This is a genomic window from Massilia sp. X63, assembly GCF_041023745.1.
Lineage (GTDB): Bacteria > Pseudomonadota > Gammaproteobacteria > Burkholderiales > Burkholderiaceae_D > Telluria.
Genome location: NZ_JBFTEF010000007.1, coordinates 243,604 through 265,676, shown reverse-complemented (window position 1 = coordinate 265,676; position 22,073 = coordinate 243,604). Strand labels below are relative to the sequence as shown.

Annotated in this window: 17 protein-coding genes and 3 tRNA genes; 9 read left to right on the top strand and 11 right to left on the bottom strand. The window is 65.4% G+C overall.

What is annotated here, in order from left to right:
* Positions 1-32: 32 nt before the first annotated feature.
* Positions 33-2,048 carry an ATP-binding protein gene (locus AB3347_RS16165; RefSeq protein ID WP_369092816.1) on the top strand — a complete coding sequence of 672 codons (2,016 nt, stop codon included), beginning with the start codon at positions 33-35 and terminating at the stop codon, positions 2,046-2,048.
* A 227-nt stretch (positions 2,049-2,275) separates the two neighbouring features.
* Complete coding sequence (locus tag AB3347_RS16160; RefSeq protein ID WP_369092815.1) at positions 2,276-3,025, top strand: hypothetical protein; 750 nt, start codon at positions 2,276-2,278, stop codon at positions 3,023-3,025.
* Positions 3,026-3,083: 58 nt separating this feature from the next.
* Here the strand turns inward: AB3347_RS16160 and uvrB are convergent, their stop codons facing one another.
* Positions 3,084-5,192 carry an excinuclease ABC subunit UvrB gene (uvrB, locus tag AB3347_RS16155; RefSeq protein WP_369092814.1) on the bottom strand — a complete coding sequence of 703 codons (2,109 nt, stop codon included), beginning with the start codon at positions 5,190-5,192 and terminating at the stop codon, positions 3,084-3,086.
* A gap of 126 nt (positions 5,193-5,318) precedes the next feature.
* On the opposite strand from uvrB, the gene AB3347_RS16150 reads away from it, so the two are divergent.
* From AB3347_RS16150 to AB3347_RS16135, 4 genes are all read left to right on the top strand, one after another.
* Complete coding sequence (locus AB3347_RS16150; protein ID WP_369092813.1) at positions 5,319-6,530, top strand: aromatic amino acid transaminase; 1,212 nt, start codon at positions 5,319-5,321, stop codon at positions 6,528-6,530.
* Between the two features lie 120 nt (positions 6,531-6,650).
* Positions 6,651-6,726, top strand: a tRNA-Asn gene (locus AB3347_RS16145).
* A 125-nt stretch (positions 6,727-6,851) separates the two neighbouring features.
* Entirely contained in the window at positions 6,852-7,610 is a 759-nt protein-coding gene (locus AB3347_RS16140; RefSeq protein ID WP_369092812.1) for an alpha/beta fold hydrolase, read from the top strand.
* A 68-nt stretch (positions 7,611-7,678) separates the two neighbouring features.
* A tRNA-Asn gene (locus tag AB3347_RS16135) sits at positions 7,679-7,754 on the top strand.
* Positions 7,755-7,871: 117 nt separating this feature from the next.
* Here the strand turns inward: AB3347_RS16135 and purT are convergent.
* On the bottom strand, positions 7,872-9,080 hold the full coding sequence (gene purT / locus AB3347_RS16130; RefSeq protein WP_369092811.1) for a formate-dependent phosphoribosylglycinamide formyltransferase: 1,209 nt from the start codon (positions 9,078-9,080) through the stop codon (positions 7,872-7,874).
* A 126-nt stretch (positions 9,081-9,206) separates the two neighbouring features.
* On the opposite strand from purT, the gene AB3347_RS16125 reads away from it, so the two are divergent.
* Positions 9,207-9,282, top strand: a tRNA-Asn gene (locus tag AB3347_RS16125).
* A gap of 207 nt (positions 9,283-9,489) precedes the next feature.
* On the opposite strand, the gene AB3347_RS16120 is transcribed toward AB3347_RS16125, so the two are convergent.
* The 3 genes from AB3347_RS16120 to AB3347_RS16110 all read right to left on the bottom strand — a co-directional run bounded on the left by AB3347_RS16120 (position 9,490) and on the right by AB3347_RS16110 (position 11,846).
* The gene (locus tag AB3347_RS16120; RefSeq protein ID WP_369092810.1) at positions 9,490-11,025 is read right to left on the bottom strand and encodes an amidase; all 1,536 of its coding nucleotides are present in this window, start codon (positions 11,023-11,025) and stop codon (positions 9,490-9,492) included.
* Positions 11,026-11,109: 84 nt separating this feature from the next.
* Positions 11,110-11,448, bottom strand: a complete 339-nt coding sequence (locus tag AB3347_RS16115; RefSeq protein WP_369092809.1) for an ArsR/SmtB family transcription factor — start codon at positions 11,446-11,448, stop codon at positions 11,110-11,112.
* 68 nt (positions 11,449-11,516) lie between these two features.
* Positions 11,517-11,846, bottom strand: a complete 330-nt coding sequence (locus tag AB3347_RS16110; protein WP_369092808.1) for a hypothetical protein — start codon at positions 11,844-11,846, stop codon at positions 11,517-11,519.
* A 158-nt stretch (positions 11,847-12,004) separates the two neighbouring features.
* Between AB3347_RS16110 and AB3347_RS16105 the strand changes: the two genes are divergently transcribed.
* Complete coding sequence (locus AB3347_RS16105; protein ID WP_369092807.1) at positions 12,005-13,675, top strand: response regulator; 1,671 nt, start codon at positions 12,005-12,007, stop codon at positions 13,673-13,675.
* Here the strand turns inward: AB3347_RS16105 and AB3347_RS16100 are convergent.
* From AB3347_RS16100 to AB3347_RS16090, 3 genes are read right to left on the bottom strand one after another with little or no spacing between them, the layout of a single operon-like run.
* A complete protein-coding gene (locus tag AB3347_RS16100) occupies positions 13,657-14,112 on the bottom strand; it encodes a response regulator (protein ID WP_369092806.1) in 456 nt (151 codons plus the stop codon). The two genes, AB3347_RS16105 and AB3347_RS16100, sit on opposite strands and share 19 nt — an antisense overlap.
* A gap of 1 nt (position 14,113) precedes the next feature.
* Positions 14,114-14,452, bottom strand: a complete 339-nt coding sequence (locus AB3347_RS16095) for an ATP-binding protein (RefSeq protein WP_369092864.1) — start codon at positions 14,450-14,452, stop codon at positions 14,114-14,116.
* A 42-nt stretch (positions 14,453-14,494) separates the two neighbouring features.
* A complete protein-coding gene (locus AB3347_RS16090) occupies positions 14,495-16,369 on the bottom strand; it encodes a histidine kinase dimerization/phospho-acceptor domain-containing protein (RefSeq protein ID WP_369092805.1) in 1,875 nt (624 codons plus the stop codon).
* A gap of 203 nt (positions 16,370-16,572) precedes the next feature.
* Here AB3347_RS16090 and AB3347_RS16085 point away from each other — a divergent pair, with 203 nt between their 5' ends.
* Complete coding sequence (locus AB3347_RS16085; protein WP_369092804.1) at positions 16,573-18,474, top strand: PAS domain S-box protein; 1,902 nt, start codon at positions 16,573-16,575, stop codon at positions 18,472-18,474.
* A gap of 52 nt (positions 18,475-18,526) precedes the next feature.
* On the opposite strand, the gene AB3347_RS16080 is transcribed toward AB3347_RS16085, so the two are convergent.
* From AB3347_RS16080 to AB3347_RS16070, 3 genes are read right to left on the bottom strand one after another with little or no spacing between them, the layout of a single operon-like run.
* A complete protein-coding gene (locus AB3347_RS16080) occupies positions 18,527-20,521 on the bottom strand; it encodes a DUF2235 domain-containing protein (protein WP_369092803.1) in 1,995 nt (664 codons plus the stop codon).
* A complete protein-coding gene (locus AB3347_RS16075) occupies positions 20,518-21,255 on the bottom strand; it encodes a DUF3304 domain-containing protein (RefSeq protein WP_369092802.1) in 738 nt (245 codons plus the stop codon). Before AB3347_RS16075 ends, AB3347_RS16080 begins: the two co-directional genes overlap by 4 nt.
* Complete coding sequence (locus AB3347_RS16070; protein ID WP_369092801.1) at positions 21,255-22,073, bottom strand: DUF4123 domain-containing protein; 819 nt, start codon at positions 22,071-22,073, stop codon at positions 21,255-21,257. Before AB3347_RS16070 ends, AB3347_RS16075 begins: the two co-directional genes overlap by 1 nt.

Genomic DNA, 22,073 nt, shown 5'->3' with positions numbered 1-22,073 from the left:
GGCATCCGCCGCCGGCATGAACGCATGAACGCATGAAACCGGAATACGACACCCCATCCGAATGGCTGCCCTTCCTGAGCGGGGGCGGGCAGATGGGGGCCATGATGCGGGCACACGACTGGTCGGCGTCGCCGCTCGGCCATCCACGCAACTGGCCCCAGGCCCTGCGCACCGCGGTGGGCCTGATGCTCAACTCGAAGTTCCCGATGTTCGCGGCCTGGGGCCCGGAGCTGGGCTTCCTGTACAACGACTCCTACGCCATCATCCTGGGCGAGAAGCACCCGGCGGCGCTGGGCCGCCGTTTCCACGACATCTGGCGCGAGATCTGGGACGACATCCATCCGCTGATCGTGCGCGCGCTCAAGGGCGAGGCCACCTACATGGACCGGCTGCCGCTGCGCATGAACCGCTTCGGCTATGACGAGGACACCTGGTTCCGCTTCTCGTATTCGCCGGTGCGCGACGAGGACGGCACCGTGGCCGGCATGTTCTGCGCCTGCGTCGAGATGACCGGCGAGGTGCTGGCCGAGCGCTACCGCGAGCAGGAGAACCAGCGCCTGATGACGCTGTTCGAGCAGGCGCCCGGCATCCTGGCCGTGCTGCGCGGCCCCGATCACGTCTTCGAGATCACCAACGAGTCCTACCTGCAGCTGATCGGGCGCCGCGAGCTGATCGGCAAGCCGGCGCGCGAGGCGCTTCCCGAAGTGGCCGGGCAGGGCTTCTTCGAGCTGCTCGACCAGGTCTACCACTCGGGCCAGCCCTTCGTCGGCCATGCGGTGCCGGTGCGGGTCCAGCGCGACGCCAGCGGCGCGCTGGAAGAGCGCTTCGTCGACTTCGTGTACCAGCCGATCCGCGGCCCGAAGGGAGAAGTGGAAGGCATCTTCGTGGAGGGCAGCGACGTCACGCTGCGCAAGCGCGTGGAAGACGACCTGCGCGCCGCCAACCGCCAGAAGGACCAGTTCCTGGCGATGCTGGCGCACGAGCTGCGCAATCCGCTGGCGCCGATCACGACCGCGGCCCAGCTGCTCCAGCGCGGCTCGCTCGACCCCGAGCGCGCACGCCACGCCAGCGAGATCATCGTGCGCCAGGCCGAGCACATGACCGACCTGGTAAACGACCTGCTGGACGTCTCGCGCGTGACGCGCGGCCTGGCCGAGATCGAGAAGGAAGAGCTGGACGTCGCCGCCATCGTCGGTGGCGCGGTCGAGCAGGTGCGTCCGCTGCTGGACATGAAACGGCATGCGCTCACGCTGGAACTGCCGCCGCAGGCGCTGCACGTGTCGGGCGACCGCACCCGCCTGGTGCAGGTGGTGTCCAACATCCTGAACAACGCCGCCAAGTACACCCCATCCGGCGGCCACATCGCCGTGCGCGTGCGCGAGGCGAACGGCGAAGCGGTGGTCGCCGTGTCCGACAACGGGCAGGGCATCGACCCGCAGGTGCTGCCCTACATCTTCGACCTGTTCACCCAGGCCGAGCGCACGCCCGACCGCTCGCAGGGCGGCCTGGGCATCGGCCTGGCGCTGGTGAAAAGCCTGGTCGCGCTGCATGGCGGGCGGGTGGCGGCCTTCAGCGAAGGGGCCAACCAGGGCAGCGAGTTCACGATCCGCCTGCCGCTGCTGCAGCCGGCGCCGGCGCAGGCATCGCCGCCCGCGCAAGCGCAGGCCCAGGAAGGGCCGGTGCGGGTGCTGGTGGTCGACGACAACGCGGACGCGGCCCAGATGCTCGCCACCCTGCTGGAAGCGCATGGCCATGTGGTGAGCGTGGAGTTCGACGGCACCAGCGGCCTGGCCCGCGCCTTGCGCGAGCGGCCCGAAGTCATGCTGCTCGATATCGGCCTGCCCGACATGGACGGCCACGAACTGGCGCGCCGCCTGCGCGCCTCGTCCGAGACCCGGGGGGCGCTCCTGATCGCGCTCACCGGCTACGGCCAGAGCGAAGACCGCGAGCGCGCGAGTGCGGCCGGTTTCGACCGCCACCTGGTCAAGCCGGCCGACCTGTCGGAACTGCTGCGCATCCTGGCCGAGGTGCGCGGCCGCGGCGCCTGAATCCCAGCCTGAGCTTGCCGTACCCATCCGTGCGCAGTCCTCTCCGGAAGCCGACCGGACCACTCGGCGCATGCGGACGTGAAGCTCAGCATCGCGCGCTTGTACAGGCTCGACCCATGGATGTTCAAGCGCCCCGGGTAATCGGGCCCGGGACAGGGGCAAAATATTTCTATTTTCCCAAGGCTCGGGTATAGTCGCGCTCATTTCATTGGATGGGCGCACCCGGAATGGCAGATCAAGAGGTAATCAAGCACGGCCAGAAGATCATTCGCCTGGCTGGCAGCAAGGAGCACACGCTTTCCCACAAACTGCGTGAAATCGCGATCGAGTTCTTCACGATCGTGTTCGCCGTCAGCCTCAGCATCTGGCTGCACGGCCTGAGCGAGCACCATCACCAGCAGCAGGAAGTGCGCGCCTTCCTGACCGGACTGCGCACCGACCTGAAATCCGACATCGAGGCGGTGCGTAACATCACCGAGTCCTACCGCGCATTCAACGCGAATTTCACCTACCTGGCGGCCCTGGATCCACAGCGGATGCCGCAAGGACCGGCGTTCGAACAGGCGGTGCAGTTTTCCGACGCCAACAACTTCTTCAGGCCCTTGATCAGCCGTTACGAAGGCTTCCGCTCCAGCGGGAAAATGGCCTATATCGAAGACGCGAAGCTGCTCGATGCGATCTTTGCCCTGTACCAGGCCACGCTGTCGGAAATCCGTTCTTCGGAAAGCGGCTGGGCGGGGCGCCAGAACAAGCTGCGCGCCTACCAGGACAGCGAATTGAACAGCGATGAGCTGCCTGAGCACTTCCGGGTGTTCACCTCGCCCAAGGGCAAGCGGATGCTGACGCAGATGATTGCGCCCAAGCAGCTGTTCGAGCGCTACGCCGCCTATGACGAGCAAGCCGCGGCGATTGTGAAGGCCATCGAGGCGGCCTATCCGGAACTGGCCGAAGGGCCTGCGCAGCCGCACAAGGGCTGAGCCGAAAAAAAACCGTTCCCGGCAAGCGGGAACGGTTGGATGCGGCCGATTGGGCTGCTTACTTGCCCAGCATCGACACCACGTTGTCCGCCCCCGGCGCCCCGAAGGCCTGCTGCTTGAGCACGTGCAGCTGGTCGCGCACCTGGGCCGCCTTTTCGAATTCCAGGTTCTTGGCGTGGTCGACCATGAGCTTCTCGAGGCGCTTGATCTCCTTGCTGATCTGCTTCTCGCTCATGGCCTCGACCTTGGCCGTGGCCGCCTCTTCGACCAGGCCTTCGCCCATCGCCCGTTGCGCGGCGTTGCTGTAGACGCCGTCGATCATGTCCTTGATCTTCTTGTTCACGCCCTTCGGCGTGATGCCGTGCGCCTCGTTGAAGGCGATCTGCTTGGCGCGGCGGCGTTCGGTCTCGTCGATCGCCTTCTTCATCGAATCGGTCATCTGGTCGGCGTACAGGATCGCCACGCCGTTCAGGTTACGCGCCGCGCGGCCGATGGTCTGGATCAGCGAGCGTTCGGAACGCAGGAAGCCTTCCTTGTCGGCGTCCAGCACCGCCACCAGCGACACCTCCGGCAAGTCCAGGCCTTCGCGCAGCAGGTTGATGCCGACCACCACGTCGAAGGTGCCCAGGCGCAGGTCGCGCAGGATCTCCACGCGCTCCACGGTCTCGATGTCGCTGTGCAGGTAGCGCACCTTGATGCCGTGGTCGCTCAGGTATTCGGTGAGCTGCTCGGCCATGCGCTTGGTGAGCGTGGTCACCAGCACGCGCTCGTCCTTGGCGATGCGGTCGGTGATCTCGCTCATCAGGTCGTCGACCTGCGAACGCGCCGGCTTGACGATGACCTTCGGGTCGACCAGGCCGGTGGGGCGCACCACCTGCTCGACCACGTTGTCGGCCTTTTGCTTTTCGTACTCGGCCGGCGTGGCCGAGACGAACACAGTCTGGCGCATCTTGCCTTCGAATTCCTGGAACTTCAGCGGCCGGTTGTCCAGCGCCGAAGGCAGGCGGAAGCCATAGTCGACCAGGTTGACCTTGCGCGAACGGTCGCCGTTGTACATCGCGTTGAGCTGGCCGATCATCACGTGCGACTCGTCCATGAACATCAGCGCGTCCTTCGGCAGGTAGTCGATCAGGGTCGGCGGCGGTTCGCCCGGCATCGAGCCGGACAGGTGGCGCGAATAGTTCTCGATGCCCTTGGTGAAACCGATCTCGGCCAGCATCTCGAGGTCGAAACGGGTGCGCTGCTCGAGGCGCTGCTCCTCGATCAGCTTGTTCTCGTTGCGGAAGTACTCGAGGCGGTCGCGCAGCTCGGCCTTGATCGATTCCACCGCGCGCAGCACGGTGGAGCGCGGCGTCACGTAATGCGAGCCCGGATACACCGTGAAGCGCGGGATCTTCTGGCGCACGCGCCCCGTGAGCGGGTCGAACAGCTGCAGCGATTCGATCTCGTCGTCGAACATCTCGACGCGGATCGCCAGCTCGGCGTGCTCGGCCGGGAAGATGTCGATGGTGTCGCCGCGCACGCGGAAGGAGCCGCGCGAGAAATCCATCTCGTTGCGGGTGTACTGCATCTGGATCAGGCGCGCGATGATGTCGCGCTGCGCCACCTTGTCCTTGTGGCGCAGCGTCAGGATCATCTTGTGGTATTCGTTCGGATTACCGATACCGTAGATTGCCGACACGGTGGCGACGATGACCACGTCGCGCCGCTCCATCAGCGACTTGGTGCACGACAGGCGCATCTGCTCGATGTGCTCGTTGATCGACGAGTCCTTTTCGATGAACAGGTCGCGCTGCGGCACATAGGCTTCCGGCTGGTAGTAATCGTAGTACGAGACGAAATACTCGACCGCGTTCTGCGGGAAGAATTCGCGGAACTCCGCATACAGCTGGGCCGCCAGGGTCTTGTTGGGCGCGAACACGATGGCCGGCCGTCCCGCCTGCGCGATCACGTTGGCCATGGTGTAGGTCTTGCCGGAACCGGTCACCCCGAGCAGGGTCTGGTACATCAGGCCGTCGTTGATGCCTTCAATCAGGCCGGCGATCGCGGTCGGCTGGTCACCGGCCGGCGGGAAGGGCTGGTGCAGCTTGAAGGGCGAACCGGGGTAGGTGATGACTGTCGCGTCCGGAGCAGGTTCGGGAGCATTTGCGATGGATAAATCTGCCATACTTTGAGACCTTTGCTAGAATGGGGATCCGCTTGCGGCACTGCAGCATGACTAGACAAGCAGTGCCGTTCTCTTCAATTGCTGCGAACCCACCGACAAACTCACTCAGTTACCCAGTTTATCACGATGACTTCTACAGCCTCCGCCAGCCTCTTCGGCGCCATCGACATGGCGCCCCGCGACCCGATCCTGGGCATTACCGAAGCGTTCAACGCCGACACCAATCCGGCCAAGATCAACCTGGGTGTCGGCGTCTACTATGACGACAATGGCAAGGTGCCTTTGCTGCAGTGCGTGCAAAAAGCGGAAGCGAAGCTGATGGAGCAGCCGGCGCCGCGTACCTACCTGCCGATCGAAGGACTGGCGGCATACGACAAGGCCGTGCAAGAGCTGGTATTTGGGGCCGACAGCGCCGTAATTCAAGAGAAGCGCGCGATCACCGTGCAGGCCCTGGGCGGCACCGGCGCGCTCAAGCTGGGCGCCGATTTCCTCAAGCGTTTCGCACCTGGTTCCGACGTCTACATCAGCGATCCGAGCTGGGAAAACCACCGCGCCCTGTTCGAGAGCGCCGGCTTCGCCGTCCACAACTACACCTATTACGACCCGGCCACCCATGGCGTGAACTTCGACGGCATGCTGGCTGCGCTCAAGGCCATGCCGCGCGCTTCGATCGTGGTGCTGCACGCCTGCTGCCACAACCCGACCGGCGCCGACCTCACGCAAGAGCAGTGGGGCCAGGTGATCGAGGCCGTGGTGGCGAATGGCCTGGTGCCCTTCCTCGACATGGCCTACCAGGGCTTCGGCGCCGGCATCGCGGAAGACGGCGCCGTGGTGCGCCGCTTCGCCGACAAGGGCATTCCGCTGCTGGTGTCGAACTCGTTCTCGAAATCCTTCTCGCTGTATGGCGAGCGCGCCGGCGCGCTGTCGATCGTGGCCACGAGTAGCGAGGAAGCCGCGCGCGTGCTGTCGCAGCTCAAGCGCGTCATCCGCACCAACTACTCGAACCCGCCGACCCATACGGCCAAGGTGGTCGCGATGGTGCTGTCGACCCCGGAACTGCGCCAGCTGTGGGAAGAAGAGCTGGCCGGCATGCGCGTGCGCATCAAGGAGATGCGTAACCTCATGGTCGAGAAGCTGAAAGAAAAAGCCCCGGGCCACGACTTCGAATTCGTGCGCGAGCAGGTCGGCATGTTCTCGTACTCGGGCCTGAGCAAAGAGCAGGTGGGCAAGCTGCGCGAACAGTCGATCTACGCGGTGGACACCGGCCGCATCTGCGTCGCCGCCCTGAATTCCACCAATCTCGAGCGCGTCGTTGACGCCGTGGCGAAAGTTCTTTAAAATCGCGGCTCTTCGGAACTGACGAGATGTAGCGATCATTCCGGAGAGCAGCAAAATTGGCTGCGCGACAGCGTCGAATTTGACACACTGTCACCGCAAACATATAATGCTGTCATCAATTCCCTGATAGCTCAGTCGGTAGAGCGACGGACTGTTAATCCGCAGGTCCCTGGTTCGAGTCCAGGTCGGGGAGCCAGAATTCTGAAAGGCCACATCGCAAGATGTGGTCTTTTTGTTTTTGCGCAACGGTGACTGTGGGTATTGCACGAAGTCATGCCTACGGGGTACGCTGGCAACACTCATCACTTCAGGACTCTACAAGTGAAGCATCTTCCATCGAGCAAGAGAATTGCCGTCGCCGGACAGGTGCTCCGTTTTTCGATGTCGGGCCAGGGCGCGCCGACCATCGTCATGCTGGGCGGTTCCGGCAGTCCGCTGGAAGGATGGCACCGGCTGTTTCCCGAGATCGAGAAGCTGGGCACGGTCGTCACCTACGACCGGCCCGGGGTGGGCGGCAGCGGACGGCCGCGCGAGCCGCAGATGGCGACCACCGTGATCCTGCAGTTGCGGGCGCTGCTGCGCGAGATCGGCGCCAGGCCGCCTTTCCTGCTGGTCGCCCATTCCTTCGCCGGCCTGCATGCCAACCTGTTCGCGCGCGTCTATCCCGAAGAGACTTGCGGCGTGCTGTTCCTCGAGGCGACCGCGCCCGACGACGTGCTCAACATGAAGCGCTATCGCTCGCCGCTGCAGCGCGCCATGGCCGGCCTGCTGGACCGCGTCTCGCCGCCCGACCCGAACGACGAGGTCAGCAACGAGGCCGAGACGGTGGAGGAGATCGCCGAGGCGCCGGCCTTCCCGCCGATTCCGGTCACCGTGGTCTCGGGCGGCAAGCGCCTGCCGCGCTGGATCGTCTCCGGAGAAGCGCGGCGCGAGCGCGAGCGCAACCAGCTGGCGCTGGCGCGGCTGTCGCCGCTGGGCCAGCGCGTGGTGGCGACGAAAAGCGCGCATTTCCCGCAGATGTCGGAGCCGCAACTGGTGCTGGAGGCGTTGACGAAACTGGTCGGCCGCCTGCGGATCTAGGAAATCTTGCCTTTCGCTAGGCCGGGACTTCGCGAAATCGAAAAGCGCTGCTATAATGTGGCCTCTTTTCCCTGATAGCTCAGTCGGTAGAGCGACGGACTGTTAATCCGCAGGTCCCTGGTTCGAGTCCAGGTCGGGGAGCCAGAATACGAAGGGCCGCATGCGAATGCGGCCCTTTTTGTTTTTGTCGAACTGCCCGGCAGCCGGAGCGGCGCCGGGCGTATCGATGCGCAGTCCGGCGGCGCTCTGCCTGCAATGCCCTCAGCGGATGACCGGCTTCACGCGCGCCGCCGCTTCCAACGCCCGCTGGCGCGCCGTCTCGACGTCGCTTGCGGTCGCCAGCGCCACGCCCATGCGGCGGCGCGCGAACGATTCCGGCTTGCCGAACAGGCGCAGGTCGGCGCCCGGCACGCGCAGCGCATCGGCCACGCCCTCGAAGGCGATACCGGCAGCCTCATGCTGGCCATAGATGACGGCGGACGCGCCGGGCGCGCGCAGCGACACGTCGGTCGGCAGGCCCAGCACGGCCCGGGCGTGCAGCTCGAACTCGCTCTGCACCTGGCTGGCCATGGTCACCATGCCGGTATCGTGCGGGCGCGGGCTCACTTCCGAGAACCACACCATGTCGCCCTTGACGAACAGTTCGACGCCGAACACGCCGCAGCCGCCGAGATTGGCCGTGACTTTGGCCGCGATGTCGCGTGCGCGTTCCAGCGCCACCGGGCTCATCGGGTGCGGCTGCCACGATTCCACGTAGTCGCCCCGTACCTGCTTGTGGCCGATCGGCTCGCAGAAGCCGGTTTCCACCTGGCCGTCGGCGCCCAGCGAGCGCACCGTGAGCAGGGTGATCTCGTAGTCGAAGTCGATGAAGCCTTCCGCGATCACGCGGCCGGCGTCGACGCGGCTGCCGTTGGCCGCATGCTCCCATGCTGGTACGACGTCCGCCGCGCTGTCGAGCTTCGACTGGCCCTTGCCGGACGAGGACATCACCGGCTTGACCACGCAGGGGAAGCCGACCTGGGCGCAGGCCCCTTCCAGTTCTTCCAGGCTGCTGGCGAAGCGGTAGGGCGAGGTCGGCAGGCCGAGTTCCTCGGCGGCCAGGCGGCGGATGCCTTCGCGGTTCATGGTCAGCATCGCGGCGCGCGCGGTCGGAATGCAGGTGATCCGGCCGGCCTGCTCGAGCGCGAACAGGGTCTCGGTGGCGATGGCTTCGATCTCCGGCACCACCAGGTCGGGCTTCTCCAGCGCGATCAGGGCCGACAGGGCGTCACCGTCGGTCATGTCGATCACGTGCGCGCGGTGCGCGACCTGGTGGCCGGGTGCATTGGGATAGCGGTCGACGGCGATGGTCTCCACGCCCAGGCGCTGCAGGGCGATGATCACCTCCTTGCCGAGCTCCCCGGAGCCGAGCAGCATGACCTTGGTGGCGGAAGGGGAGAGTGGGGTACCGAAGAGGCGTGGGGTCGTCATGGGATGAGGCAGGGTGGTGAAAGAAAGCTGCGACTATAGCAAAGGCCCCCGCGCCCTGCCGCCGCTGAGATGTTTTTGCAAAGCACTGGTCAAATCCGGAACGGGTCGCTATAATGCGGCCTCCTTTCCCTGATAGCTCAGTCGGTAGAGCGACGGACTGTTAATCCGCAGGTCCCTGGTTCGAGTCCAGGTCGGGGAGCCAGAATACGAAGGGCCGCATGCGAATGCGGCCCTTTTTGTTGTTGGCGTCGGAAGGCGGGGCGCGTGCATGAATTGCCGTCGCCCTTCAAAGCGTCGTTCCGGCGCAGGCCGGAACCCGATGCCCTCGCATCGTGTTTGGCGCTGCGCGGATGCCATCACACAACGCATGGCCTGCGCCGGGCCGACGGTGGTATGGAGCGTGGGCTGGTCAAGCAGTGGCGACTCCGGCTCGGCCGCCCGCCGCGGCATCTTCCTGCGTCATCCCCGGCAAGCGATCAAACCACGGCTGCGCCTCTTCCAGCTGATGCGCCAGCTGCAGCAGCCGGTCTTCCCGCCCGAACGGCGCCACGAACTGCACGCCCAGCGGCAAGCCGTCGGCGGTCCAGTGCAGCGGCACCGACATCGACGGCGTCCCGGTCAGGTTCGACAGCTGCGTGAAGGGCACGTAGCGCAGGTTGTCCTGTGCGATCTTTTCTACCGTGCTGTCGAGCAGCCCGAGGCGCGCCAGCAGGCCGAGCATGCCGGTGCGCTGCAGGAAGCCCAGCGCGGCCTGCTGGGCAGGCGGCAGGTCGCCTGCGCCGTGCCGTACCGGCGGGTGCGCCAGCGTGGGCGTGAGCAGCATGTCGTAGCGCTGGTGGAAGCGTCCCAGCGCGCGCGCGAAGCTGTTCCACTGCGCCAGCTGGGTGGTGAGCGCCGGCGCCTTGATCGCGCTGCCCAGCGTCACCAGGAGGCGCGTCATCAGTTCCGGCTCGCCGCCGCCGGCGCCCGCGGCTCGCATGCGGGCCACCAGCGCCGGCACCTGGCCGAAATAGACGTGCAGGTAACTGGTGGCCAGCGCCGCGCCGTCGATCTCGGGCGCCGCTTCTTCCACCTCGTGCCCGAGGCTGCGCAGCAGCTGCGCCGCGTGCCGCACCGCCGCCACCGCTTCCGGATGCACCTCGGTGCCGAGCGGCGACGCGCTGGTGAAGCCGATGCGCAGCCGGCCCGGGTCGTGCCGCATCAGATCGGCATAGGGCGCGGCGGGCGGGGCGACGATGAACGGGTCGCCCGGCTCGGCGCCCTGCAGCACGTCGAGCGCCAGCGCGGAATCGCGCACGCTGCGCGACAGCACGCCTTCGCTCGAGGCGCCGAACCAGACTTCGCCCACGTCCGGGCCGGCGGAGACCCGTCCGCGCGAAGGCCGCAGGCCGAACAGGCCGCAGCAGGCGGCCGGGATGCGGATCGAGCCGCCGCCGTCGTTCCCGGCCGCCATCGGCACGATGCCGGCTGCCACCGCAGCGGCCGCGCCGCCGCTCGAGCCGCCCGGCGTGTGCGCCAGGTTCCAGGGGTTATTGGTGCGGCCGAACAGCTCGGGGTCGGTCACGCCCTTGAGCGCGAATTCCGGCAGGTTGGTCTTGCCGAAGACGACCAGGCCGGCATCCAGGTAGCGCCGCACCACGGCGGCATGCCGGGTCGGCACATGGTGACGCATGACGCGGCTGGCATTCGTGGTCGGCAGGCCGGCGTAGTCCTGCAGGGTGTCCTTGAGCAGGAAGGGCACGCCGGCGAAGGGGCCGCGCAGCGGCCCTTGCAACTGGCGCCGCGCTTCCTCTTCCATCAGCCGGACCACGGCGTTGACCCGGCCATGCACCTGGGCCTGGCGGGCCAGCGCCAGGTCGAGCAGTTGGTGCGGCGTGGCTTCGCCACGGGCGACGAGGGCGGCGAGGGAGGTGGCGTCGTGGCGCAGGTAGGTGTCGAAATCCATGGGTCAGCCTGTGTTGAACTTGCCTTGCATGAAATCCGCTGCGCCCTGCCTTGTCAAGCAAAAGCGCGCTCGTGGCCGGCCAGGTCAGGCCTGGTCGGCCGTTTCGAGCTCGCTTGGGCAGTAGAGCGTATACAGGAGCTGCAGCAGTGCGAGCGCCTTGGCGCTGGCGACGGTATAGAAGACCTGCTTGCCGGCGCGCCGGGTCGTGACCAGGCCTTCCTCGCGCAACACGGTCAGCTGCTGCGACAGGGTAGGCTGGCGGATGCCGGTGCGTTCTTCCAGCATGCCGACCGACAGTTCGCCCTGCGTCATCTGGCATAGCAGCAGCAGGCGGTCGCGGTTGGACAATGCCTTGAGCAGCTGGCTGGCTTCGCCCGCGGCCGCCTCCAGCCGGCCCAGGTCGACGGATGTGGGAAATTCCATGTGATGGCCGCTTCCTTGGTTTCAGTATATGAAATTATATACTGATGGTGGAGAACATGCAGCCGGGTTCAGCGGAACTTCTTCTTGTTCGAGGTATGGGTGCGCGTGTAGAAGTCGGGCGGTTTCTTCGCCACCCAGTCGATGAAGGCGCGGATGTCCTCGTGCGCGCGCAGCGCGTCCCAGGTGTGATAGGCCTGCAGCAGTTCGCGCTCGGTGAAGGCCGAGTGGATCTTGCGGTGGCAGATCTTATGGATGGGGAATTGTTCCTTCCCCTTGAAGGTCTTCGGGATCAGGTGGTGGCGGTCGATATTCGCCGTCCCGAGCACGCGGCCGCACAAGGGGCAGTGCGCATCGGGAGCAGGATCGACATCGATTGGTTCGGGCCGGCGCTTTGGCATGACCCCTAGGTGGCGTCGGCCCCCCGAACTTGCAAGGCATCCGCTGTCAATACGCGCGCACGGCTCAGGACGGCCAATCGTGCGCACGGTTCGGATAATGTAGTAGAATCAAAGCTTACCTTTTTGCAAGATCGTGTCGTATCAGTGAGCCCGCCGCAATGATTGACGATCGTCCCGAATGCTCCGTTCTCCTCATCGACGATGAACCCTTTGCGCAGGACATCATCGCCCACGGTTTGAAGGGCTGCGTCCGCCACACCCTGTGCTACGAGTCGAACGCAGCGCGTGCGGTCGAGGTGGCGCGCGAGGTGCGCGCCACGGTGGTGCTGGTCGACCTGCGCATGCCCGACCTGGACGGCTTCGAGGTCACCGCGCGCCTGCGCGCCCATCCCGATACCGAAGACGTTCCCGTCATTGTCCTGTCTTCCGAAGACGACCCCGAGATCAAGGCCCGCGCCTTTGCCGTCGGCGCCAACGACTACCTGGTGAAGTGGCCCGATCCGCGCGAGCTGGTGGCGCGCGTGCGCTACCACAGCGGCGCCTGCATCGCGCGGCGCCAGCGTGACGCCGCCTTCGCCTCGCTGCGCGTCAGCCAGGAGCAGCTCGCGGCCAGCCAGTCGGCGCTGCACCAGGCGCAGAAGATGGAAGCGATCGGCCAGCTCACCGGCGGCGTCGCACACGATTTCAACAACGTCCTGCAGATCATCGGCGGCAACCTGCAGCTGCTCAAGCTGGTGGGCAACCTGAACGAGAGCGCGAAGGCGCGCGTCGAGATGGCCCTGTCCGGTGTCGAACGCGGCGCCAAGCTGGCCGCGCACCTGCTGGCCTTCGCGCGGCGCCAGCCGCTGCAATCGGTGGTGGTCGACCCCGGGCACCTGCTGCGCGAGATGGACGACATGATGCGCCGCGTGCTCGGGCCCAGCGCGCGCGTCGTCACCGAGATCGAGCCGGGCCTGGGCAGCACCATGGTCGACCCGAACCAGCTGAACAACGTGCTGCTGAACCTGGCCATCAATGCGCGCGACGCCATGGCCGGCAGCGGCACCCTGACCATCCGCGCCGCCAATGCCGGTCCCGGCGCCGCGCTGCCGGCCGAGGTCCCGCCGGGGAACTACGTCATGATCGAGGTGGCGGACACCGGCAAGGGCATGCCGCAGGAAGTGCTGCTGCGCGCCTTCGAACCCTTCTTTACCACCAAGCCGACCGGGCAGGGCACTGGCCTGGGCCTGTCGATGGCCTATGGCTTCGTGAAGCAGTCGGGCGGCGAGATCGTGCTGCACAGCGAACCGGGGCAGGGCACCAGCGTGCGCATCTACCTGCCGCGCAGCGATGCGGCCCCCAGCGCGATCGAGTCGGTGGCCAGCACGCCGCTGGCCGGCGGCCTGGAGACGATCCTGGTGGTCGAGGACGAGCCCGACGTGCGCAGTTCGACCTGCGGCATCCTGTCGGCGCTCGGTTACGAGGTGCTGGAAGCGGAAGACGCGGAAAGCGCGCTCGCGATCATCGACAGCGGCCGCCACATCGACCTGGTGTTTTCCGACGTGATCATGCCGGGCCCGGTGAGCAGCCTGCAGCTGGGAGAGATCGTGCGCCGCCGCCTGCCGTACGCGCAGGTGCTGTACACCTCGGGCTATGCCGAAGGCGTGCTCGCGCACGAAGGCAAGCTGGACGCCTCGGTGCACCTGCTGCAGAAGCCCTACCATCCGGACGCGCTCAGCGCGCGCATCCGCCACCTGCTGCGCCGCGCCAAGCGCGAGCAGAAAGCAAGCGAGCAGAAGGCCGCTTCAGGCCGGCAGCAGGGCGTCCAGTCTCACTTGGGCTTGATGTAACGGCGCGAGCCCGGCGGCGGTTCGTTCAGGACCGCCCAGAAGATCCCCAGGTCGGCGATGGCGCGCACGAATTCCGTGAAGTCCACCGGCTTGACCACGTAGGCGTTCACGCCCAGCTCGTAGCTGCGGATCACGTCCTGTTCTTCCTTCGACGAGGTCAGCATCACGACCGGAATGCTCTTGAGCGCATCGGTCTCGCGGATCTCTTTCAATACCTCGAGCCCGTCCACCTTGGGCAGTTTCAGGTCGAGCAGGATCACGGCCGGGTTGCCGAGGATACGTTCGCGGAATTCGCCGCGGCGGTGCAGGTAGTCGAGCGCCTCCGCGCCGTCGCGTACCACGACCACTTCATTGGCGAGCTGGCTTTTTGCCAGCGCAATCAGGGTGAGCTCCAGATCGTTCGGGTTGTCTTCGACGAGCAGGATGGGCTTGAGCATTCTATGCCTCAGTTGAATGTTGTTTCGGGATGCTGAACGAGAAGGTCGCGCCTTCTCCCTGCTTCGATGTAGCCCAGACGCGGCCGTTGTGGCGCTCGACGATGCGGCGCACGTTGGCCAGGCCGATGCCGGTGCCCTGGAAGTCTTCCATCCGGTGCAGGCGCTGGAACACACCGAACAGCTTGTGGACGTACTCCATGTTGAAGCCGGCGCCGTTGTCGGCCACGTGGAACACCGTGAATTCTGGCTCGTCCTCGGAGCTGATGGTGATGACCGCCGGGTCGCGCCCGCCGGTGAACTTCACGGCGTTCGACAGCAGGTTGAACACCGCCAGGTGCAGGAAGGTCGGGTCGGCCCAGATCGTGGGCAGCGACTCGATGTGCTAGTCGACGTTGCGGCCCTGCATTTCCATGCCGAGCTTGTCGATGCAGGCCGACACCAGGTCGTTCATGTCCACCTTGGTGGGACGCAGGGCGGCGCGGCCCATCTGCGAGAACGACAACAGGTCGTCGACCAGCTTGCCGGCCAGGCGCGCCGACTCCTTGATGTTCTTCAGGAAGCGCTGGCGCCGCTCCGGGTCTTCGGTGCCGCCCGATTCGATCAGCAGGTCGGAGAATCCGACGATGTGGCGCAGCGGCGCGCGCAGGTCGTGCGAGACCGAATACGAGAAGGCTTCCAGTTCCTTGTTGGCGCGGCCCAGTTCCTCGGCCAGTTCGGCCATCTGCTCGGCGCGCTCGAGCGCGATGCCCAGCAGGGCGCTGCGGAACTCGACCGTCAGCTCGATCTCGGCCACGTGCCAGGGCAGGCTGCGGCCGTGGATGGTTTCGCGCCAGGCCTGGAAGCTCAGGCGCGGCGTGAGCTGGGTCGGGTCGGAAGGCGAGGCCTGCTTGCCGCGCGGGTTGCCGGCCCACTCGATGGTCTGCACCACCTCGGGGCGGAACCACAGCAGGTAATGCTGGTGGATGCGCGAGATCGGCAGGGCCAGCAGGCCGCTGGCATTGCGCACCATGTCGGCGCCCGGCGGATACACTTCCTTCAGGTGGTCGGTGTGGAACACCTCCGTGTGGCCGTGCACCGACAGCCATTCGCTGAGGGCGCGGATCTGCGTTGCGTCCGGCGTGTCGCCATAGGTCAGCACGCGGTCGTCGACCACGATGGCAACCCCGCCGGCGCGCCCGAAGCGCAGCAGTTCGGGGAACACGCCGCTCATGTTCTCGAGGAAATCGGCGCCCTTGGTCAGGTTGCCCAGCATCTCGACCATGATACGGCGTACGTCGAGGCGGAACTGCAGTTCCTGGGCGTCCTCGCGCGATTCGATGACGAGCGCCAGGATCTGCCCCAGCTGCTCGCAGGCGGTGCGCTTCTCGACCGACACCGGGCAGGGCTCGGCGTTGTGGCAGGAGATCAGGCCCCACAGCTTGCCCTTGACGATGAGCGAGACCGACATCGAGGCCAGGGTGCCCATGTTGCGCATGTATTGCAGGTGCACCGGCGAGACGCTGCGCAGGGCGGCGAAGGACAGGTCGTTGCGGGCGCCCGTCGCCGGGTTCAGTTCGGGCACCAGCGGCGCCGGCTCGTAGTTCGCATCCTGGATCAGGCGGATCGGCGACAGCGTGTACAGGGCGCGCGCCTGGGCCGGCACATCGCTCGCCGGGAAGTGCTGCCCCAGGTAGGATTCGTAGCCGTCCCGCTTCGACTCGGCCAGCACGCGGCCGTGGCCGTCGGCGTCGAACTGGTAGACCAGCACCCGGCCGAAGCCGCTCACTTCGCGCACGCGGCGCGCGGCCAGCTCGGACATCTCGGGGATCGAGGCGGGCTGGTTGACCTTGACCAGGAAGTCGCCGATCAGCGGGTACAGGTTGCGGAAATCGGCGGCGCGGCGGCGGTCGACCCCTTCGAATTCGAGGATCAAGAGGCCGTCCCAGGCATGGGCCAGGACGTCGAAGTGGGCGCCGTTGTCGACCGTGACGGTGCCCAGGTAGGTGGGCCGCGCCACCGCCGGGCTGGCCGCGAGCTCCGCGGCAATGCGGCCGGCGGCCGTGTCGCCCACCACCTGCGCCAGCGGACGGCCGATGGCCTCCTGGGCGGGCATGCCGGTCCAGCGCGCCAGGTTGGCGCTGGCCTGCAGCACCAGCTGCGCATCGGACGCCGGCGACAGCGTCAGCATGAAGCCGTGCGGCTGGATGCTTCCCGGGGTGCGAATCGGTTCGTTCGCACAGCGGCTGAGGTCGAGGGAGTCGGATGGTGCCTGGGTCATGTGAAAACAGAGGCCTGCTGAGGATACAATTCGGTATTGTAACGTCAAATCCGGCAGATCGAACGTCAATGTGGATTTCCCGGCAAGCTTGATAGCCGGGCAAGTCAAATACGGGTCAAACGCGTGGCAATCTATTGCTGAGTAGCGCTATGATAGGATATTTCGCGCACAGGGCACGTATTACACAATTCCGCACCCCGGTCATGAAACCACTCACCAAGCCACCCTTGACCGACGAACAACGGTTCCAGTACCTGATCGCCGGCATCAGCGACTACGCGATCTACATGCTGGACCCGTCCGGCCACATCGCCAGCTGGAATGCCGGCGCCCAGCGCTTCAAGGGCTACCAGACGCACGAGATCCTGCGCGAGCACTTCTCTCGCTTCTACCTGCCGGAAGAGCGCGACAGCGGCTTGCCGGCGCGCGCCCTGGCGCACGCCCTCGAGCACGGCAAGTACGAGGCCGAGGGCTGGCGCCTGCGCAAGGACGGCACCCGCTTCTGGGCCCATGTGGTGATCGATCCGATCTACGACGAGCACCGCAACCTGCTGGGCTACGCCAAGATCACCCGCGACGTCACCGGGCGCAAGCAGGCCGAGGACGCGCTGCGCGAAAGCGAGCAACGTTTCCGGCTGCTGGTGCAGGGCGTGACCGATTATGCGATCTACATGCTGTCGCCCGAAGGCACGGTCACCAACTGGAACGTCGGCGCCGAGCGCATCAAGGGCTATTCCTTCGCCGAGATCGTCGGCAGCCACTTCTCGCGTTTCTATACCGACGAAGACCGCGCCGGCGGCCTGCCGGTGCGCGCACTCGGCACGGCGGCGCGCGAAGGACGCTACGAAGCCGAGGGCTGGCGGGTGCGCAAGGACGGCAGCCGCTTCTGGGCCCACGTCATCATCGACGCGGTCCACGACGAGGACGGCACGCTGCTGGGCTTTGCCAAGATCACCCGCGACCTCACCGAGAAGAAGCGCACCGAGGAAGCGCTCGAGCAGGCCCAGTTGGCCCTGTTCCAGTCGCAGAAGATGGAATCGATCGGCCAGCTCACCGGCGGCGTCGCGCACGATTTCAACAACCTGCTGTCGGTTCTGGCCAGCGGCCTCGAGGTGTTGAGCCTGACGCGGCAGGGCAGCAGCGACGCCAAGACGCTCGACAGCATGCGGCGCGCGATCGACCGCGGCGCCACGCTCACCCAGCAACTGCTCGCGTTTGCCCGCCAGCAGCCGCTGCAGCCCGAAACGCGCGGCATCAACCGCCTGATCGCCGGTTTCGAATCGGTGCTGCGCCGCGCCGTGCATGGCGGCATCGCGTTCGAATTCAAGCTCGATCCCGAGGCCGGCAGCGCGGTGGTGGATGCGGCGCGCTTCGAATCGGCCCTGCTCAACCTGGTGGTGAATGCGCGCGACGCCATGCCCGACGGCGGCCGGCTGGCGATCGACACCGCGGCGGTAGCGCTGAAGGAGGGCGAGGTGGCGCAGCTGGCGCCGGGACCCTACGTGCGCATCTCGGTGACCGACACCGGCACCGGCATGACGCCGGAAACGGCGCAGCGCGCCTTCGAACCCTTCTACACCACCAAGGAGACCGGCAAGGGCACCGGCCTGGGCCTGTCGCAGGTGTACGGCTTCATCAAGCAGTCGGGCGGCGAGGTGGTCATCCAGAGCACGCTGGGAGAGGGCACCTCGATCACGATCTACCTGCCGGCCGTGAGCACGCAAGACCGCGAGGTGGCGCACGGCGATTCCGAGACCGTGCTGATCGTCGAGGACGAGCCGGACCTGCTGGACGTAGCCTCGGCGCTGTTCATGAGCATGGGCTACGACGTCACCACCGCCGCCAGCGGCAAGGAAGCCATGAACGTGCTGGCCAGCCGCGACGTCGACATCCTGTTCACCGACATCGTCATGCCGAACGGCGTGAACGGCATCGAGCTGGCCGAGTACACGCGCGAGAACTACCCGAACATCAAGGTAATGCTGGCCTCCGGCTATCCGCAGCCGGCGCTCAAGCTGGACCAGTACCGGCTGGGGGACTTCACTTTTGTCAGCAAGCCGTATCGGCTGTCGGACCTGGCGAAGGGGCTGCGCAGCGTGCATTGAGGGGGCTGCTGCTCGATGCAGATGCGCAGGCGATTGGCTCCGCTGTCATCGTTCAAGAAACCAGGAACGTGTCGCTTCCGGCGTAGATTTTCCTGTATCTGAGGTAACCGGCCTTGGCCATGACGCCGAATGAACCGTCCCACGGTTCATGGCCAGCGACGCGAAAGCGCGGGATTTTCTTCGTCTTCGCATATTCTTCAGCAGCGCGCTGTTCTTCCAGCGTCCAGCGCGACCTGTGATCCGCCTTGCTGGTGACCGCCAGTGCCTTTTCACGCTCTCTGGCGCAGCAAAGCAGATGTTGATGCATCTTCTCTTCGGTATCGGGGCCGCTGAGCTTGAATGACGCCCGCGAGTCATGGACGTAGTTGTCGAACAGGTCGAGCGTCGCTTCGCACGGCGGTGCAAGTGCGTGCCAAAAAGTGGCAATTTCTTCCCACTCCGAATAGTGCAGATCGCTAAAACCTGGATGCTGGGGAGCGGGCCGGAAGTGCGCGCCTTTCGACTGCAGCCACGATAGGAAGGCCTTGATCTCGTCGTCGAACTCCAGCGCTGCGCTGTGCAGGTCGTTCTGGTAATACGCGGACGCCTGCCGGAAGCTGCGGCTGTCCTGTAACGGATTTTTTCCCGAAACCCGACGATGGACACGCCATTCGATCTGCTTGCGCATCTGCTCGCGTACGATCCGGTGCAAGGGGCCTTGTTTTTCCATGCAGGTGCCGAGATAGGCGTTAAAGGCCTGGATCGTCTCTTTCCTGATCGCGAACCTGGCCTGGGTAGCCGCTGTCGCCAGTTCGAGTTTCAGCGGGACCCCGTTCAACCGGGCCTCCTTGTACATCATGATGAGGGGAATTCTCGATAGCATGTCGTCCCCGTTGGGATCGGAGCCGCGCCCCTGTTCGCGCGGACAGTAGCCCCCGCCGATGTCGGAATGCACACCGGGGACCACGACTTCCTTGCAGCCGGCCGGGACGACGCCGTTCACCGAAATCGAGTCGAGCGGAAAACTACGCCTGAGCTCGTGTGCGGCAACCAGGTGCAGGCATTTCATCCCTGCGGGAATGCGCAGGCTGTCGTCCGCATCGGCCCAGGCGCCGTGGCCATTCTGACTCGACACGGTGCTTCCGACACCGACCGAGGCGACCGTGTCGAAAATGCCCAGGAAATCGAAGCTCACCGGGAAGCCGCCGAGCGACATCTTCTTCGCGCCGCACAGTTGTGCGTCGAGCCGGCACAGGGTCTGGAGCCAGTTTGCGAAGGCACGTGCCTGGGTGGCGCCGCGGGAGAAGCCGAAAATGGAGATGTAGATCGTCTTGACGACGCCCGGATCGGTCTTTGCCGGCCTGCCGCTGCGCTTGTCTATCCAGTGTAGCTGGACTGCCTGGTGCAGGCGCGCCAGCAAGCGGTTCAACATGTATCTGGTATGCGTACCGACGGCCGAGCCGCTCATGTCGGCATCGGGTCCATACCGGCCGTCGACCACGCAACGGGTGCTGCGGGTGAGCGAGATCGTGTCGAACAGGTTGTTGATTTCCGCCTGCTGGATCATCGGCGACCCAAGGAAGAAGCGATGCACGTTATTGATCGCCTGGATCAGCGCCCAGATAATGCGGCGCTCGCCCAGGCGGCCCGAAGCGTTGCCGAACAGCTTGTCCATGCCGGCGCCGCTGTCCTTTGCCTGCGAGAATTCCGTGCCTGGCCCGGGCACGTAGACCCTGAAAAAGTGCTTGTATTGCTCCGGTTTGAAATGCCAGTCCATCGATCTGGGGAGGACGCCAGGGACGCTCATGCCCGGGAAGCAGTCATACAGGCGCGCGATGTTCGAGTGGTCTTTGGCCTTCTCGGCGGCGAGGTAGTTGTTGCCTGTGCCGTCGAAGAAGAAGCCGAAGAACAGGTTGGTGTTGCAGGAGGATTTTGGTGAGCAAATGGGTGCAGTTTCTCTTGCTTCTAGACGCGTGAGTTCCTTTTCATCCCGCTGATCGAAGAACAGTTCACGCGTAAAAGGTGTTTCGAATTCTTTTCCTAGCGCTGCGGAAAGGTATGTGCTCATGGCTTTGCTTTCATAATCTCGTCCAGTCTCGCCTTACTATTGTTCAGTCCATCGGTGTAATCCTTTTTCAGGTGTTGGATATAACGCGGGTCGTTTGGACCTGCGAACCCCACTAAGTCAGAGGGGTGGCGATCCTTAGCGTATTCCCACGCTTCTCTGGCTTCCTTCTCGGGGTCTTGTTCCAATTTGGTCACCAAGGACCGATGGGTATTGATGCTGTGTTCGGCCAATTTCCGATATAGTTCCCATCTCCCACGCTGATATTCCAGCGATGGAACTGGCCACCCCTTGATCTTTCCAGGCCACGCTGGATGATCCGGCTGAACATTGCTGGACACGACACTGATCCTCCCGTCAGCGTCCCTGACGACCCACAGCTCCCCAGCTTCGGCATATTCTGGCACCTCGACTTCGTGTTCTTCCGTTACCTCCGGCAGGCTTCCGTCGGCGCGCTTCGTCAGCCAGTGAATGGTCGTGAGGCGAATCCTGGTGCCGGGTTTCCACTTCGATGGCAGCGCAGCGCAGCAGGTCGTGCCGCCGCCGGCGAACGGAGCGATGTGCTCGCCGCCCGTGGTTTTATTCGGGTCTTCGGGATCGGCAATGAAATAGCTGAATTCGCGGTCGCTGTAGTTCACGCCGTGCAGGCTGACGTTTGCAGTCGACGGCCGGCAACCGGGCAGGGCAGCCAGGCCGAGAAGGCACAGCACGCATGACACCGTGGTCGTGAGTCTCATCAGCGGCCTCCATCGGACAGGGCACGTGTTTTCCACATCTCGAGCAGTTCCGCCATATTCCCGATGTCATCCTTTGCGCGACGGGCCCAAAGCCACTCGCACCAGTCGACCAGGGCGCTGTCGCTCAGGCTGGCTTTGCTTGCCGATGCCAGTGCCGATGCAATCAGCGCATGGGCTTTCGATGGCAAGAAAGTGTCGCGATCGGGGCCGGGGGCGACGCGGGTCAGTATTTCGTCGACCCGGCTGTCTTCGACCAGCGCGCCGAACTGGGCATCGTCGAGTCGTGGAGCGCTCGCCACTGCTTGACCCGATCCGTCGAGGGCCCGCGTCCGCCAGTCGCCATCGCGCGCGATATAGCTCCAGCTCACGGCAGGGCCGGAGAATTGCCGGCGCTGCGTCTGGTCGAGTGTTTTCAGGATGGCCGGAAGGCGCCGGGTATCGGCAAAACGGAAATTGAAGCGCTGGCCATCGGCTTCGATGACGCACCACGCCGCCAGCCGTGCCGCCAGGCCCTGCCAGGCTTCAGGCGTTTCGATCACGTTCACCATGGGCCATGCCAGGCACTTGCGCAACACGGCCTCGACTTCCCTGCTGGCCGGATCGAAGCGAAGGACAAAAGGAGAGACATCCAGCGTGTGCGGCCCGCTCCCGGGCAGCCCGTAGAACAGCAGGGCTTTGCTACTGGCAGCGAGGTGCCGGTGCAGGCCGGGAACGAATGCGCCGTCGATGAGCAGATGGAGTTCGTGAGCGGCAGGACGCTCCCGAAACCGCAGCCGCAAGGTGTCGAGCCAGGTGCCAATAAACGGATCGGTCAGCAT